The organism is Kocuria rhizosphaerae (assembly GCF_044462265.1).
In the GTDB taxonomy this organism is placed as follows: Bacteria; Actinomycetota; Actinomycetes; order Actinomycetales; family Micrococcaceae; genus Kocuria; species Kocuria rhizosphaerae.
In genome coordinates, this window is sequence record NZ_JBISWL010000145.1 from 26409 (window position 1) to 41841 (window position 15433).

General features: G+C 72.4%; 16 protein-coding genes. 7 read left to right on the top strand and 9 right to left on the bottom strand.

The window, feature by feature from the left end:
- The first annotated feature begins 41 nt into the window (after positions 1-41).
- Together ACH9EU_RS17065 and ACH9EU_RS17070 are read left to right on the top strand one after the other, a co-directional pair.
- Entirely contained in the window at positions 42-392 is a 351-nt protein-coding gene (locus ACH9EU_RS17065) for a Rid family hydrolase (protein WP_396415097.1), read from the top strand.
- A gap of 105 nt (positions 393-497) precedes the next feature.
- A complete protein-coding gene (locus ACH9EU_RS17070) occupies positions 498-1073 on the top strand; it encodes a MarR family transcriptional regulator (protein ID WP_396415098.1) in 576 nt (191 codons plus the stop codon).
- Positions 1074-1136: 63 nt separating this feature from the next.
- Here the strand turns inward: ACH9EU_RS17070 and ACH9EU_RS17075 are convergent, their stop codons facing one another.
- Both ACH9EU_RS17075 and ACH9EU_RS17080 read right to left on the bottom strand, forming a co-directional pair.
- Positions 1137-1556 (bottom strand): hypothetical protein, encoded by a 420-nt coding sequence (locus tag ACH9EU_RS17075; protein ID WP_396415099.1) that lies wholly within the window; start codon positions 1554-1556, stop codon positions 1137-1139.
- Positions 1557-1658: 102 nt separating this feature from the next.
- A complete protein-coding gene (locus ACH9EU_RS17080; RefSeq protein WP_396415100.1) occupies positions 1659-2291 on the bottom strand; it encodes a dihydrofolate reductase family protein in 633 nt (210 codons plus the stop codon).
- Between ACH9EU_RS17080 and ACH9EU_RS17085 the strand changes: the two genes are divergently transcribed.
- Complete coding sequence (locus tag ACH9EU_RS17085; RefSeq protein WP_396415101.1) at positions 2290-2511, top strand: hypothetical protein; 222 nt, start codon at positions 2290-2292, stop codon at positions 2509-2511. The genes ACH9EU_RS17080 and ACH9EU_RS17085 overlap by 2 nt on opposite strands.
- A gap of 15 nt (positions 2512-2526) precedes the next feature.
- Here the strand turns inward: ACH9EU_RS17085 and ACH9EU_RS17090 are convergent, their stop codons facing one another.
- The 5 genes from ACH9EU_RS17090 to ACH9EU_RS17110 all read right to left on the bottom strand — a co-directional run bounded on the left by ACH9EU_RS17090 (position 2527) and on the right by ACH9EU_RS17110 (position 7518).
- On the bottom strand, positions 2527-2976 hold the full coding sequence (locus ACH9EU_RS17090) for a hypothetical protein (RefSeq protein ID WP_396415102.1): 450 nt from the start codon (positions 2974-2976) through the stop codon (positions 2527-2529).
- Positions 2977-3346: 370 nt separating this feature from the next.
- Positions 3347-4192, bottom strand: coding sequence for a hypothetical protein (locus ACH9EU_RS17095; protein WP_396415103.1), 846 nt, complete (start codon positions 4190-4192; stop codon positions 3347-3349).
- Between the two features lie 335 nt (positions 4193-4527).
- The gene (locus ACH9EU_RS17100) at positions 4528-5076 is read right to left on the bottom strand and encodes a hypothetical protein (RefSeq protein WP_396415104.1); all 549 of its coding nucleotides are present in this window, start codon (positions 5074-5076) and stop codon (positions 4528-4530) included.
- A 143-nt stretch (positions 5077-5219) separates the two neighbouring features.
- Complete coding sequence (locus ACH9EU_RS17105) at positions 5220-6569, bottom strand: alkaline phosphatase PhoX (RefSeq protein WP_396415105.1); 1350 nt, start codon at positions 6567-6569, stop codon at positions 5220-5222.
- Positions 6570-6780: 211 nt separating this feature from the next.
- Positions 6781-7518 (bottom strand): hypothetical protein, encoded by a 738-nt coding sequence (locus ACH9EU_RS17110; RefSeq protein ID WP_396415106.1) that lies wholly within the window; start codon positions 7516-7518, stop codon positions 6781-6783.
- A 421-nt stretch (positions 7519-7939) separates the two neighbouring features.
- On the opposite strand from ACH9EU_RS17110, the gene ACH9EU_RS17115 reads away from it, so the two are divergent.
- Together ACH9EU_RS17115 and ACH9EU_RS17120 are read left to right on the top strand one after the other, a co-directional pair.
- Positions 7940-9181: an MFS transporter gene (locus ACH9EU_RS17115; protein WP_396415107.1), complete on the top strand. Its 1242-nt coding sequence runs from the start codon at positions 7940-7942 to the stop codon at positions 9179-9181.
- A 253-nt stretch (positions 9182-9434) separates the two neighbouring features.
- The gene (locus tag ACH9EU_RS17120; protein ID WP_396415108.1) at positions 9435-10247 is read left to right on the top strand and encodes a glycine betaine ABC transporter substrate-binding protein; all 813 of its coding nucleotides are present in this window, start codon (positions 9435-9437) and stop codon (positions 10245-10247) included.
- A gap of 77 nt (positions 10248-10324) precedes the next feature.
- On the opposite strand, the gene ACH9EU_RS17125 is transcribed toward ACH9EU_RS17120, so the two are convergent.
- Complete coding sequence (locus tag ACH9EU_RS17125; RefSeq protein ID WP_396415109.1) at positions 10325-12961, bottom strand: ATP-binding protein; 2637 nt, start codon at positions 12959-12961, stop codon at positions 10325-10327.
- Positions 12958-14097, bottom strand: coding sequence for a metallophosphoesterase (locus tag ACH9EU_RS17130; protein WP_396415110.1), 1140 nt, complete (start codon positions 14095-14097; stop codon positions 12958-12960). Before ACH9EU_RS17130 ends, ACH9EU_RS17125 begins: the two co-directional genes overlap by 4 nt.
- A gap of 378 nt (positions 14098-14475) precedes the next feature.
- Between ACH9EU_RS17130 and ACH9EU_RS17135 the strand changes: the two genes are divergently transcribed.
- Both ACH9EU_RS17135 and ACH9EU_RS17140 read left to right on the top strand, forming a co-directional pair.
- On the top strand, positions 14476-14874 hold the full coding sequence (locus tag ACH9EU_RS17135; protein WP_396415111.1) for a nuclear transport factor 2 family protein: 399 nt from the start codon (positions 14476-14478) through the stop codon (positions 14872-14874).
- Positions 14875-15180: 306 nt separating this feature from the next.
- Entirely contained in the window at positions 15181-15393 is a 213-nt protein-coding gene (locus ACH9EU_RS17140) for a hypothetical protein (protein WP_396415112.1), read from the top strand.
- Positions 15394-15433 lie beyond the last annotated feature (40 nt).

Consider the following 15433-nt stretch of genomic DNA (forward strand, 5'->3'; position numbering starts at 1 on the left):
GGGCCGTCGCTCCGACGGTGCCGGAGCCGCCCCGGGAGCGCATGTTCAGCAACGCCCGCGTGCACGGGGACCACGTCTTCCTCTCGGGCATGCACGCCGGGTCTCCGGAGGGCGTCGTCGGCGGCGACGACGCCTACCTGCAGGCCCAGGAGGTCTTCCGCCGGCTGAGTGCCCTCGTGGAGGCCTGCGGCGGATGCCTGGACGACCTGCTCACCCTGCGCGTCTACCTCACGGACATGACGGACAGGTCCGCCGTCGGACGTGCACGGGCGGAGGCCTTCACCGGCGACTTCCCGTGTTCCACGATGGTCGAGGTGTCCGCCCTGGTGGACGAGGGGCTGCGCGTGGAGGTCGAGGCCCAGGGCATCCTCGGCTCGGCCACCGGTGGCTGAGGTCGGGCCCGGCTGGCGATAGTATCGAAGGATCTCCTGCGGGCCGTGAACGTGTCCCATGCCGAGGTCCTGATCAACAAATCCCGTTAGTGAATGGTGCTAAGCATGAACGGCAAATCTCTCTCCCCGCGTCCCGACGGCGTGGACGCCATCGTGGGCCGGTGGAGGACCGTGCGGCCCGAGCTCGACGTGTCCGCGATGCAGGTCTTCGGGCGCCTGCACCGGACGTATCTTCTCTACCGGGAGCACATCAACGAAGTGTTCGACCACTACGGCCTCAACGACGCTGGGTTCGACGTCATGGTGGCCCTGCGCCGTGAACCCGACTTCACCCTCACGGCAGGAGACCTCGCCCGCCAGACCCTCGTGACGACGGGTGGCCTCACCCTGCGGGTGCGTCGGCTCGAGGAGGCGGGCTTCGTCACCCGTGACCGGGATCCCCACGACGCCCGGGTGGTGTTCGTGACGCTCACCGCCAAGGGACGCGAGCTGATCGACGAGGTCTCCGACGCCCACTTCGACAACTGCCTCCGGCTGCTCGAGGATTTCGACGAGGAGCGCCGTGAGCAGCTGGCGGACCTGTTGGCCGATCTGGAGGTCTCTCTTCGGAACGCCCCGATCGTGCCTCGACTTCTGCGCTCGAACACCACGGAGAGCCAGGCGGCGTCGACGGCCTCATGACCACGCCGCGGGTGGCGCCACCGCCCCGGGTCCCGTGACGGCGCAGGCGGCGACGTCGTCCGCTCAGTGCCAGCGGCTCGGATAGTCCCGCACCAGCTGCTCCACGACGTCCGGGTGCATCGCGAAATGGGTGCTCTCGGCCTTCATGGCGCTCTGGGGGCGATGGCCCCCGTGGGGCGCGAGGTGGTCCTCGTGCCCCTGCTGGATGGCAGCGCGCGCGGCGTGCTCGGGGACCACGTAGATGCGCGGCTCGGCGGAGGCGTCCACGAAGGCCCAGAACCGGTCCGAGTGCAGATCTCCGACGAAGGGCTCATTGGTGATGCTCGTCTGCCAGGTGCCGGAGGACTTCGTCGACCATCGAACCGTCCGCTTGATGCCGCCCCGGTCCACCACCAGGACAGGCAGGTGGCCGCGCGTGGATTCCCGGACCCGCCAGCCCTGGTCCTCGAAGTGGCGCCTGAGAAGTGGTACGGAATTTTTCAAGGTGTTTGAGGCCAGTGGGTGTCAGGCGGTTGCGGGTTGTGCGGTCGCTGGCCGGTCGAGGCCATGGGTTGCGACAGCCGCCGGATTCCCGGCCGAGGCGGTTCAGATGCTCGTCCGGGTGAAGGTCATATGGGTGACTCCACTGGGTGAAGAGGTGGCCTCGACCTGGTAGCCCGCTTCCAGACCCTCGAGCCCTTCCCAGAGGCGCACGCCACGGCCCAGCAGGATCGGGACGACCACCGCGTGCAGATGATCGATGAGCCCGGCCGCGAAGAAGTCGCGGACCGTGGTGGGGCCTCCGCCGATCCGCACATCCTTGCCCTCGGCGGCCGTTCGGGCGGTCTCGAGCGCCTCCGCGGGTGAGGCGTCGATGAAGTGGAACGTCGTGCCGCCCTCCATCTCGATGGAGGGGCGCGGGTGGTGGGTGAGGACGAAGACGGGCGTGTGGAACGGTGGGTTGGGACCCCACCAGCCCGTCCATCTGGGGTCATCGTGCCAGCCGGGATAACCGAATTTCCCCGCCCCCATGATCTCGGCGCCGATCCCCACGCCGTGCTGCTGGGCGAAGGCGTCGTCCACGCCACCGCTGCCGCCGGGATCCCACCACCGGGTGGCGAACATCCATTCGTGCAGCCTCTCTCCGGCGTGCCCGAAGGGGGCGTCCTGGCTCAGACCTTCACCGGTGCCGTATCCGTCGAGGGAGATGGAGAAGTTGTGGACGCGAACCCGTGACATGGCTGGTGTTCCTTCGATCTCGGTGACTTCGTCGTTCGACGATGATGACTGTTCGGCGCACCCGAGAGAAGAGGAACATGCCGCCGACGCGTACGCGGCCGTAGGCCTGGGGCTGTCGCGCTTCTGCCGCGTCGACATGGGGGCGCTGCTTCCAGCGCGCTTCATCGCCAAGCTGCTTCGTGGGCGACATGCGTCGTCGGCCCGGGATCACGTCGTGTGAGCCGAGATCGGCCGTTCAGTGCCAGCGGCTCGGATAGTCCCGCACCAGTTGCTCCACGACGTCCGGGTGCATCGCGAAATGGGTGCTCTTGGTCTTCCTGGCCTTCTTGGCGGTCTTGTCGGTCTTGGCGGGATGGCCCCCGTGGCGGGCCAGGTACTCCTCGTGCCCCTGCCGTATGGCGGTGCGGGCGGCGTGCTCGGGCACCACGTAGATGCGCGGCTCGGCGGAGGCGTCCACGAAGGCCCAGAACCGGTCCGAGTGCAGATCCCCGACGAAGGGCTCATTGGTGATGCTCGTCTGCCAGGAGCCGGAGGACTTCGTCGACCATCGCACCGTCCGCTTGACGCCGCCCCGGTCTACCACCAGGACCGGCAGGTGGCCGCGCGTGGACTCCCGGACCCGCCAGCCCTGGTCCTCGAAGTGGCGCCTGAGCAGTGGTAGACCGCGTTCGCGGACCGATGTCATGACGTGCTCCTCCTGTGGGGTGATGCGGTGACCGGCAGGCCGGCTGTCCACGATCCCTGGTCCGGCACCTGGGCGACGACATCTCGGCCCGTCTCGACAGGCACGTCGATCCCTCCTCGTGGGCGCCTTCACGGGTCCATTGTGAGTCGTTCCGCTCTCCGCGGCCACGATGAATCCCTGCCGGCATGGCACCACACGACGCCGGAGGCCGGTCCGGGCACGGCAGTGGCCGGAGCCCTCGGGGACGAGGGCCCCGGCCACTGCGGACAGCACACGAGCCTCCGACACCCGGAGGAGGCGGCGGGACTGCCGGGAAGGGGCGGCGCGTGCACCCCGGGTCCATGTGCGCATCACCGCTGTCCGGGGGCGGTCACTTCCCGAGCTCGGACAGGCGGTTCGCCACCACGGCGGGGATGTCGTAGTCGGTGTGGGCTCCGAGGGTGGTGATGCGCTGGGTCTCGTCGTAGCCGGCGTCCCGGTACTCGGCCTCGGCCTCGGCGGCGGCCGCCTTGGCCGACCAGGACCCGGAGCCGGTGGCGTAGGCGCCGTCCTGGTCGCCCACGACCCAGCTCAGCCCGGTGGCCGCGGTGGCCGAGGTGGCCTCCGCGATCGGCTTGCCGTACGTGCCGCCGCCCCCGATGAACGCCGCCCCGGACCCGGCCGGCAGCCAGTCCATGCCGTGGCGCAGCAGGCTCCGGGAGAGGAACTCCGCACCGCCGGAGTAGCCGGCCATCAGCACTCCGGCGTCGGTGGTGGGGGTGATGTTGGTGGTGGCGAACTCGCGCACCGCCTCGGCGGTGGCCGCGGTGTCCCCGGCCCGCCAGCTGCGGGTGCCGTTGGGTGCTTCGACGAACACGAAGGCCCGGTTGGTGTCGGCGGCGACCTCGGCCAGGCGGGCGGCGAAGCGACCCTCGGGCTGCTCGGCGCGGGTCGTGCCGTCCCCGTCGAAGTAGAACACCGCCCCGGCCGGACGGTCCCAGTCCACGCCCTCGGCGTAGTAGTGGTAGTTCAGGGTGACGCCGTTGTCCGCGTGGAACGTCCGGTCGGTGCCGCTGGTGGGGTGCCAGCCGGCGGAGCTGGTGATCACGGCCTGGGCCGGAGGGGCGCTCAGGGCCAGGACCGCGACGGCCAGGAGGCCGGCACCTGCTCGAAGCGCCGTCGTTCGCACACGGCGGCGGGCCGGGGTCGTGGCGTGGTCCGGACGGGGGGAGATCATGGTGTTCGCTTTCTTTCTCGGGAATGGGCGCTGAGGGTCCTCAGGGGGCGCCGACAGTCAGGGCAGTGCCGGACCCCGGGGAGGGTCCCGACCGCCCGGGACAGTCTAGGGGGTCCATTCCGAGGAAGGTAATTGTCGTGCCTAGTGGGAAAGGGGAGGCGTCGGACTCTTCCGGGCCGCGCCGCCCTGTCCGAGCCGGTGCCGCAGGTCCCGCGGGGCTGTCGCTCCCACACACCCGGGTGTGCGGGGCGGACCCGCAGGGCGCGTGCGGACGTGAGTCAGCGGCATCGGTTCCCGGCGCCGGGCGACGTCGTCGCAGGAGCGGGGCGCCTTGCTCAGGACGTCCGGCGCTGATGGAGGATGAGCAACCGCGCGTAGCCGTCCACGAGACGGTCGATGAGGTCGACCTTCAGGTACTCGTCCTCGGAGACCCGGCGCACGGTGTGGAGGGACACTCCGTCGTACTCGACGGGAGGCGGCAGGCGGAGCGCACCGCCGGGCGGCTCCACGTCCAGCCGCCAGGCACCCAGGTCCTTGTGCGGTGTGGGGTCGGCGACCCGCCGGCGTGCCCACAGCCGGCCGTCCGTGCCGACGACGACGCCGCGGACCACGTGCCACCCGTCGCCGCACCTGACCCCCGAGAACGCTTGACCGACCAGGGGGTAGGACCTGGCGCCTTCCGGGACGTACACGAGCCTGGCCGGCTTCAGGCCCTCCGTGCGCAGCAGCTCGCTCGCCTCGATCCCCATCTGTCGGACGGCCTCCAGGGCCCGTTCCAGGCCGGCCGCTCGAGTGCTGCGGGTGGCCGGGGGTCGCCCGCCCGGCTCCTGCCCGTCCGTCCCGACGGCAGCAGGCCGGGAACGACGCTCGTCCTCGATGCTCATGCCGACCCCTCACCTCGGCGGCCAAGACTCTGTGTGCCACCTCACTCGAGGGTCGATCCTAGACGACAGGCAGTGACCCCTGGGCTGCGCGGGGTCACTGCCTGTCGTCCGGGGAACCAGCCACGGTGTCCGCCGCGGCCGCGTTACAGCGCGCCGTTCTCCCACGGGCCGGTGACGGCGTAGGTGGTCCCCGGGCTCTGCGCGTTGAAGAACAGGATCCGGCCGTCCGGGCTGAAGGTGGCGCCGGCCAGCTCGCTGGTGTTGGGGCTGTTGAGCTCCACCAGGTCGAAGATCAGACCCTCGGTGGTGACGCCGCGCAGCAGGTCCTTGCCGCCGCCGTCCTCGCACAGGACCAGACCGCCGGTGTTCGGGGACACGCAGAGGTTGTCCGGGGCCTGCAGCACCTCCGGGTCGGTCGACTCGTAGACCAGCACGAGCTGGCCGCCGGAGTTACCGCGGGGCCGGTACTCCCACACCTGGCCGAGGCCGGCGTCGCCGCCGCTGGTGGAGTTGATGTAGATCGAGCCGTCGCCGTACCAGGCGCCCTCGAGCCGGGCGAAGACCGCCCCGCCCTGCCCGAAGCCCTGCTTGAACACGGCGAGGGTGTCGGAGCTGTCCGGATCCGGGTCCGCGATGTCGACCCACTCGGCCGGCAGAGGGGTGCCGACGCGCTGGCTGAGACGGGTGTCGTAGCGGGGGCGGTCCTTGACGGCCAGCATCTGCAGCCGCCCGCCGGCGGCCAGGTTCTCGCGGTCGTCCGGGATGAACCGGTAGAACCCCGAGGTGCCGCGGTCCTCGGTCTCGTAGACGATCCCGCTCCGCGGGTCGATGGCCACCGCCTCGTGGACGAAGCGGCCCATCGCCGTCAGCGGCACCGGGTCCACGGGCGCGGTGGCGTCGGCGGGGACCTCGAACACGTAGCCGTGCGGGTGCTCCACGTCCAGGCCGGTGAACGTCTCCTCGCAGGTCAGCCACGTCCCCGCCGGGGTGGGCCCGCCGGCGCAGTTGCGAATGGTGCCGGTCAGCGACGGGTGGGTGCTGACCAGCGCCATGGTGGCCGGGTCGAAGACCAGGTTGGTCGTGCCGCCGGCGGCGTTGGGGTTGTAGCTGCGCTCGCCGAAGGCCGGGCCCTCGGCCTGCTCGTGGTTGCGCACCAGGCGGATCGTGCCGTTCTCGCCCGGGAACGCGGCCATGCCGTCGTGCTTTCCCGGCGTCGGCGTGCCGTCGCTCATGGGGGTGCCGGTGTGGCCGAAGGCCACGTAGCTGAAGCCGGCCGGCAGCAGCAGCTCGCCGCCGGGTGCCGGCTGCAGCGGCCCGTAGCCGCCGTTGTCCGGCGCCTGCATCGTGTCGTTCCCGTGCCGGCGGCCCTCGGCGGCGTGCGCGGTGTTGCCCATCAGCGCGGACAGCGCGGCGGCGGCGCTGAGCGCACCACCGGCCTTGAGGAGTCCGCGGCGGCCTACGGGGGTCGTCGTCCGTGTCGGTGCTGTCGTCATCTCGGTCGTGTCCTCACTGGATCGCTCGGGTGCTTCCGGTGACCGACTCCAGTCGATGAATCCGAACAGACGACCAGCGTGAGGTGAATGCGGCGCGTCGAGCACGTGGCGAGCTGCTCGGGGCGGACGAGCACGACGCGGGGCACGACGTCAGGAAGCTCCGGCACGGGCACCATGGGCGCGGAGGCCGCCGGTCCCGGCCGTGGTCAGGTCAACGATTGAGCATGTAGCCCCAGTCGGCCGCCCGGTGGAGGTGTGCCTCGACGAACCCGGGGTGGTTCTGCCGCAGCCACCGGATCTGCCGGCCGTCGTCGTCGGAGAAGTACGCGCAGCGCTGCCCGTCGTCGATCAGGGCGTCGGCGCGGGTCACCGCCTCGTTGATCTGCTCGCGCGAGTACAGGTCCCCCAGGGCGTCGACGAGGTCAATCCGGCCCAGGCCGTACTCACCGACGTGCCCGGAGAACCGCTGGTTGAAGTAGTGGAGGGCGAACACCGCGTTGAGCATGTCCAGCTCGCGGGCCTCCGCCACGTGCTGGGCGCGGCGAGCCAGCACCTCGACCCGGCGTTCGTCGATCCGGGCCAGCGCGTTGTCGAGCTCGGCCTCGTAGCGCTCCGGCGGAAAGCCCGGAACGGTGCCGCGCATCCGCTCGAGCGCGGCACCCCGGAGCTGCCTGCCCTCCACCATCCGGCCGCCGTTGTGCATGGCGGCCGAGCGCAGCCTGGACTCCCGGTGCTCCGGTGTCTCCTCCCGGCGGTGGTCCGCACGGCCCACGGGTGCTCGGACCGGTGTGCGGCGTTCGGTCCGGCGGTCCCGGCGCCGGCCGACCCACCAGCCGACTCCGACACCGCAGCCCGTGCCCACGGCGATCCAGAGGATCTGCCCTGTCATCGACCAGACCGCCGTGCCGAACACGACCCCGGCGACCAGCCCTTTCTGACGAGGCTCCAAGCGCCTCCAGGCGTCCTCCCTGAACACGCGTCGTCGGCGGGTCATCGGATCAGCGCCCTGCGCTCGGCGTGGACCACGGGCCGGATCTGGGTCATCGGACTCCTCGCTCACCGCCGGGCTGCGCCCGGCTGGACCCCTGGACATTCCCCGTCCCAGGAGCAGGACCGGGTGCGCCGGCCATGGCGAACGCTAGCGGACACCGGCGCCGGGGACGCGGATGGCGGTCCCTGCGCGCCGGATGCCCCTGAGCCGCGGCTGGGCTCCGGGAGAACCGCACGGGCCGCGTGGGCGCCGGGACGGTGTCCGGCGACGGACATCCGGATCAGGACGCGGCGCAGCGTCTGCGATCCACCGGGGGTGGGGCTACCGTGAGAGCCACGCGACGACGTCGCGTTCCCCTGGTCCGTCGTGAAAGGTCCGCATGCCCTCCGCCCCCGGCGCCGCACCGCGCCGTCGTCCCGTGCTCCCGGCCCGTGCGGCCTTCTGGGTGCAGGCGTCCGTGCTCGTGGTGCTCCTGGCCGCCTCCAGCGCACCCAGTCCGCTGTACCCGGTGTACCAGGACCTGTGGGGCTTCCCGCCGGTCGTGCTGACCGTCATCTTCGCCGCCTACGTCGTGGCCCTGCTCACCGCCCTGCTCACGGTCGGGTCGCTGTCCGACCACCTCGGGCGCCGCCCGGTGCTGCTGGTGGCCCTGGTCCTGGAGATCGCCGCGATGGTCGTGTTCGTGCTCGCCGACAACGAGACGGCCCTGGTGGCGGCCCGCGTGGTCCAGGGCGTGGCGACCGGCACCGCCACCGGTGCCCTGGGCGCCTACGTGATCGAGCTCGAGCCGGTGGGCCGCCGGGGGCTGGGGACCGTGCTCACCGGCGCGGGACCGATCCTGGGCCTGGCCGGCGGGGCCGTGGCCTCGAGCCTCATCGTCGCCGCGGCCCCGGGGAGGATCCACCTCATCTACCTCGTGCTGCTGGGGCTGCTGGTGCTCCAGGTCGTGGGCACGGCGCTCGGCCCCGAGACCGTGAAGCGTGCTCCCGGGGTGCTGGCCTCGCTGCGGCCACGGGTCCAGTTCCCGCCTGACGTGCGGCGCCCGGCGGTGTGGGTGCTGCCCGCCGCGGCGGCGTGCTGGTCCCTGGGCGGGCTGATCATCTCCCTCGGCCCCAGCCTCGTGCGGTCGCTGACCGGGTCGGACTCCGTGGTCCTCACCGGGCTCGTGGTGGCCGCCCTGACGGGGACCGGCGGGATCGCGATCCTCGTCTTCGGTTCGACCGCACCCCACCGCCTGCTCGCCATGGGCATGAGCCTGCTCGTGGCGGGCATGGCGGTCACCATCGCGGCGCTCGTCGTCGGCTCCGTCGGGCTGTACCTCGCGGCCACGGTGCTGGCCGGGGTCGGCTTCGGCACCGGCTTCCTCGGGGTGCTGCGCACACTGCTGCCCCGGGCTGCGGTCCACGAGCGGGCGGGGCTCCTCTCGGCGATCTATGTCGTCAGCTACCTGTCCCACAGCATCCCGGCCGTGGCGGCCGGTGCCGTCGCGGGCGCGGCCGGCCTGGTGCCCACGGCGATCGGCTACGCGGTGATGGTGATCGTGCTGGCCCTGGTCGTGCTCGTCGGCCTCGGCCGCCGGAACGGTTCCGCGGCCTCCGGGAGGCGCGTGGCCGAGGGCTGACGGGGTCCGCGACGTCGGCCCGGTCGCCGACCCTCCTCGCACCCGCTCTGCCCGCGATGCCACCTTCCGGCGGACCTGCTTCGCGGACGACGCCGACGTCCGGAACGCCGTGTTCTCAGGGGGCGTGCAGCAGTGGTACTCCCACCGGATCGGCTGACCTCGCCCGCGGACCCCCGCTACGATGCTCCCGTCACCGCGTTCGCAGACGCGCCGGCCCGCCGGCCGGGACACGACGAGAGGGGAGGACCCGATGATGTCTTCGACACCGGGCCCGGTGGTGCTGGGCCGGATCGACGAGTCCTTCCACCAGGTCGCCGCCGCCGTGGTGGAGGAGGTGCTGCTGCGGCTCGGTCACGACGTCGAGGTGCGCGAGGGGCCGCACCCGCAGATGTATCCGCTGCTGGCCGAGGGGGAGCTGCACCTGTTCGCGGACAGCTGGCTGCCCGGTGGGCACGGCACGTACTGGGAGCAGATCAGTGACCGGGTCGTCGAGGTGGCCCCGCTGTTCGAGGGGGCCCGGTTCTTCTGGGCGGTGCCCGGCTACGTGCCCGCCGATCAGGTCGGCGAGCTCTCCGACCTGGCCCGCCCCGAGGTGACGGCGCGGATGGCCACACTGGTGGTGCAGGGCACCACGGCGGGCGCCGGGCTGACCATGCGCTCCGAGAAGCTCGTGGCCGACTACGGGCTGGACCAGGCCGGATGGACCCATCGGATCGGCGACATCCACGCGATCATCGACACCGTCAACGCCCGGATCGCCGCCGGGGACTGGTTCGTCACGCCCCTGTGGCAGCCGCAGTACCTCAACGACGTGCACGACCTCCGCCCCCTGGCCGATCCGCTCGGTGTCTTCCCGCCCCCGGACCGCGCCTCCCTGGTGGCCCACCGCGAGGCCGTCGGCCGACTGCCGGACCGCACCCGGGAGGTGCTCGGCCGGATCCGCTTCACCCTGGCCGCGGTGAACGCGATGGACCGTGCGGTCAACCTCGACGGCCTCGCCCCGCTGGACGCGGCCCGGCAGTGGATGGACGAGCACCCCGACGCCGTGGCCGCCTGGCTCGTCTGAGCGACCTCACGGGCCGTCCGGGGAGCCGCCGGTCCCGGGCCCCCGGGCGGTGCGGCGCTGCGTGAGCCCGGCGTATCTCACATCTCGATCCGCCGCGCCTGCTGCAGGTTCGCGAAGCGCTCGGGGTTGGAGGTCAGCACGATCACCTGGGTCTGCTCCCCGGCGGCCGTGATGGCCTGTCCGAGCCGGCGGAGCCGCTGCGGGTCGGAGTGGCCGAGGGCGTCGTCGAGCAGGACGGGCACCCCGTCCTCGGGGTCCACGAGCAGGGCGGTGGCGAGCCGGATGAGGATCACCATCTGCTCCTTGGCGCCGGTGGACAGCGCGGTGAACGGCAGCCAGTCGCCGTCGAGCCGCCGCTTCACGATCTCCAGGGACTCGCTGACCTCCACCTCGAAGTCCGGCCCGTACACGGAGCGGCCCAGCCGCTCGACGGTGGTGCGGAACGGTTTGACGTACTGGGCGTGGGCGCGCTCCTGGTGCCGGCGCAGGGTCCGCTCCAGGAGCAGGGCGGCCTCGGCCCGCCGCTCGACGCCGGCGAGGTGGCGCCGGGCCGCCGCGAGCGCCGTCTCGGCCCGGTCGTGGTCGAGCTGCACGCGGTCGCGGCCCATGCCCTCGAGCCGGCCCTCCAGGGAGCTCCGCCGGCTCCGCCGCTCGGTCAGCAGGGAGTCCAGCCCGGCGATCTGCTGGGCCACCAGCTCGCGGTCGTGGAGCACCTGCTGCGCGTCCAGCCGGGACAGCGTCGCCTCGTGCGCGTCGATCTCCTCCTGGACGGAGTCGACGGTCCCGGTGGCCGTGGTCACGGCCCGGTCGAGGTCCTCGTCCGGCACGTCCCCGCGTGCCTCCCCGAGCGCGGTCCGGGCGCCGGCGAGCGCCCGCTCCTGCTCGGTCACGGCGCCCTGGAGCGAGTGCAGCGCCGTCTGGCGGGACTGCAGGGTGCTCCGCGCGGCCTCGGCGGCGCCGTCGGCGCGGCTCGAGGCCTCCTCCGCCTCGCGCAGGGCCGTCTCGGCCGCGTCCACCCGCTCCTGGGCGACGTCCACCGAGGCGGGAAGCGGGACGTCGTCGGGCCGCTGGGCGGTGTACCGGTCGATCGAGGCGCTCAGACGCTCCCGGTCGTCGCGCAGGCGGCCCTCGTCCTCTCCCTCCAGGAGACGGTCGCGCTCCGCCTCGGCCGCGCGGACCTGCCGCGCGGTCTCCTGGGCCTCCCGCCACACGGCCCGGGCCTCGGCGACGGAGCCGACCCCGTGCCGCTCCAGCAGTGCGGCGAACGCCCCGGCGGCCTTCCGGGAGGCCTCCCGGCGGGTCTCGATGCCCTGCTCCGGGGAGATCCGCACGTGCCACTCCCCGGGGATCTCGACCTCGACGTCGCCGGTCACCGGGACGGACCACGGCTCCTCGGGCGAGACCTCCTGCGGGGAGCCGTCGCGGAGGAGCGACCGCGTCGTGCCGAGCGCGGCGAACTCGACCCGGGCGCTGCCGGCCGCCAGCTCGGCCTCGGCGCGGTCGGCGGCGCGCTCTGCCTGCTCGAGGACGTCCAGGACGTCCTCGTCCAGGTCGGTGCCGGGCCGGGAGCGCAGCTCCGTCAGCCGCTCCCGGACCGTCCCGAGGGACTCGAGGGCCGCCGTCACGCGGCGGTGGCGGTCGACGTCGTCGAGGTGGGTGCGGTCGTCCCGCGCGGACCGGTGGAGCGCACGGGTCTCTTGCACGGCCCGCTGCGCCGCGGCACGGCGCTCCTCGGCCTCGGCGCAGTCGCGGCGCACCGGCTCGAGCTCCACCTCTCGGGCGCGCAGCTCGTCGGCGAGCGCCGCGCCGCGCTCCTCGGCGTCGGTGACCGCCGCCACGAGTTCCGCGCGGCGCTGCCCGCGCTCGCGGGCGCGCTCGAGCTCGACACGGGCGCCGTCCCGGCGGCGCTGCGCCTCCTGCAGCTGCTGCTGCACGGCGCCGATCTGCTCCGCCGAGCGGTCCAGCCCGGACTTCTCCGTGCGGAGCGTCCCGAGCCTGGCCGTGGTGGAGGCGATCTCCTCCACGAGGTCCGCCAGCTGCTCCTCGACCTTCGCGATCTCCCTCAGCTGCGCGGCCGCTTCCTCGGCCGTCGCCTCGGCCGTCCGGCAGTCCGTCTCGGCCTGGACGTACTTGGCGTTCTTCCGGCGCTGCGCCGTCCAGTACTTCTCGCACTCCTCGCCCACGCGCTGCAGGAGCGTGGTGACCTCCCGGTCGTCGCCGCCGGTCCGGCCCGCGTGGGACTCCAGGGCCCGGCGCAGGGCGGCGCTGTCCGTCAGGGCGCTCTGGGTCAGGCCGCTCGCCTGGAGATAGCGCAGCGCCTCCCAGAGGTTCGTGTCGGCGGTGGCCCAGAGCTGCTCGGCGGCGTCGTGGGCGTCGCGCCCGGTGAGCGCGTCGCCCGTGCGGGGGCCCGCGACGTGGCGCAGCGTCGTGCCGGCCTTCTTCAGCCACTGCTTGGCGTAGACGACGCGCACGGCGCCGATCGAGAACTCCGCCTCGACCCCGACCGGCACGTCCTGGCCCGTGGGCTGCGCCTCGGTGATCACGCGCTTCCTGCTGCTGTCCGGCAGGCTGATCAGCGCGTCCAGGGCGTCGATCATCGAGGTCTTGCCGACCTCGTTGCGGCCGGCCACCACGACGACGCCCGACTCGGGCAGCTCGATCTCGCGCGAGGACACGCCCCGGAAGTTCTCCAGCTTCAGGCGGTGCAGCTTCATCGGGGGGCTCCTCCCACGAGGCGGTACAGGAGTCGGAGCGCGTCACCGGCGGTGGCCGCGCTCTCGGCGTCGGAGGCGGCCAGGTCCCGCAGCTCCGCGACGGCGTCCGCGGCGTAGCCGCCGACGTCGAGGTCCTCGAACTCGTGCTCGTCCGGGACGACGGCCAGGTCGGTGTGCCGCTCCCACGCGTCGAGGCTCGCGAAGACCTCCGCCTGCTGCTCGAGCAGGGCGTCCAGGCGTGCGGAGTCGGTGAGGTTGAGGGTTCCGGTGAAGACGGTCTTGAGGATGATCCGCTCCTTGGGCGTGAGCGCCGACAGCTCGGCGCGCAGGGCGTCGACGTCGTCGGGCCCGTCGAGCTGCCACCGCAGGACACGGTGCTCCCAGCGGCCCACCTCGTGGGAGGTCACCTCCGCGGTCGTGCCGTCCAGGGCGACCTCCAGGACGTGCCCGCGGCCGTGCTCCCGGAAACCGGTGGACTCGTGGGTCCCGGAGTAGTGGATCGCGCCGCGGTCGTCCTCGGGCCAGCGGATGTGGCGGTCGCCCAGGGCCACGTAGTGGATCGCCCCGCGCTCCAGGGCCTCGTCCAGGGGCGCCCGGCGCACGGTCGCCAGGGACGTGCGGTCGGGATCCAGTTCGTCGAGCATGCCGTGGCCGACGACGACGCGCAGCCTGCCGTCGGCGTCCAGGCCCTCCAGCGCCGGGGCGACCGGGTCCGTGTCGGGACGCTTGCTGCGCCAGGGCGCGGCCACCAGCTCGACGCCCTCGGCGACCGGCCACGGGCCCACCCCGTCCAGGAGCACCACGTTGTCCGGCTTCAGCTCGCGGAAGGCCTCCTGGGAGTAGATCGACCCCGGCCCCAGGGGGTCGTGGTTGCCGGGCAGCAGGTACATCGGCAGCTCCACGGAGCCCATCGCGTCCAGGGCCCGGCCGACGTCCCGCCGGCTCAGGTTGGCGTGCTCGAAGACGTCGCCGGCGACCACCACGAAGGCGCACTCCCGGGCGCGGGCCAGCTCCCCGATGCGGCGGATCGTCTCGACCCGGTCGCCCGTGTAGCGGGACTGCGCCTCGCCCTCGAGGTAGTGCCGGGTCATGCCCAGCTGCCAGTCGCTCGTGTGGAGGAATCGGATGCTCGTCATGGAGGTTCCTCGGTCGGTCGCGGGGTCGCTGCCCGTGGTTGCAGGTCTCCCGCCACGCTATCGGTCCCCGCCGACACCCTGGGCCACAGCCGACGCGACGCGTCCGTCCGGGTGGCCGGGTCCACGGTGGCGGGGTGGTGGGCGTAGCTGCGCCGGCGCGGCTCCGGGGTCGCGGTCAGGCGGGGCACTCGAGGGTGCTGCACCGCTGTTGTCGAGCTCATGGCAAGTCTCCTTCGCCAGCGCCCCGGCCCGCGTCCCGTCGTGCGCGCCGGCAACGGCCACCCATGAGGCGAGGCTGCTCCCGGTGAACTGGGCGAGCATGGAGACGAACTGGGTGGTCGCCCTTGTGCGACGACCGCCCAGGAGCATACTGACGGTATGACCGATCGCGATGAGTTCCTTGCCTGGGTCAGGACGGAGTTGTACGACGCGGAATTCGCGCTCCACAACGGCAACTGCGCTCCCCGGAGGGCGCTCTGGTCGCGCAACGAGCCCGTGACCGTCCTGGGTGCATGGCGCAATGCCAACGGCCAGCATGAGATCGACGAGCTGTTCAGTGCCCTCGGCAGCAGCTTCTCCGACTGCACGTCGTACGCCGTGGACCTGCAGGCCTACGACGTGGTGGGCGACATGGCATTTACGGCCGGCCTCGAGCACACCTCGGTTTCGGTGGACGGTCAGCCGCGTACCTACACGTTGCGAGTCACTCAGGTGTACCGCCGCGAGTCCGGTGAGTGGAGGGTTGCCCACCGGCACGGTGACGCATCCACCGTGTGACGGTGCCCGACCCGGAGGGTAGCGGTGCCGGGGCCGGGAGGATGTACCAGGAGCGCCAGGAGGAGACCCGGGAGTCCAAGCTGGAGTTCCGCAGCCGGGTCGGGGAGCTGCTGCGCATCAACCGGGCCACGCTGCGCAACCGGGTCCAGCGCGGAGGTCGACACCGGGGCGCCTTCGACGGAGAACGAGATCCTCACGACCGCCTCGGCGCTTGTCGCAGCGGCGGAGCGAGACCACCTCATCGAGTGATCATCGACTACATCGACGACTGTCGGCGTCACCGGGCATTCAGCTCCCACCCTGCACATGATGGCCACCGTGACGGGCGAGTCCAGCCTCTACATGATGGTGTGGTTGACCGACCCCATGGACCTGCTCAGGGTGGAGCAGCAGCTGCTGGACGGCTTCGACGGGGTGGCCATCCTGGACCGCCGGATCATCATGCGCACGTTCAGGTACCACGGAGTGCAGCTGTCGGAGGACGGCCGGTTCGCGGGAGTAGTGCCGATGGCGTACTGATGCATCCGGTGCCGCGGTCATCCGGATGGTCGCCGGCAAT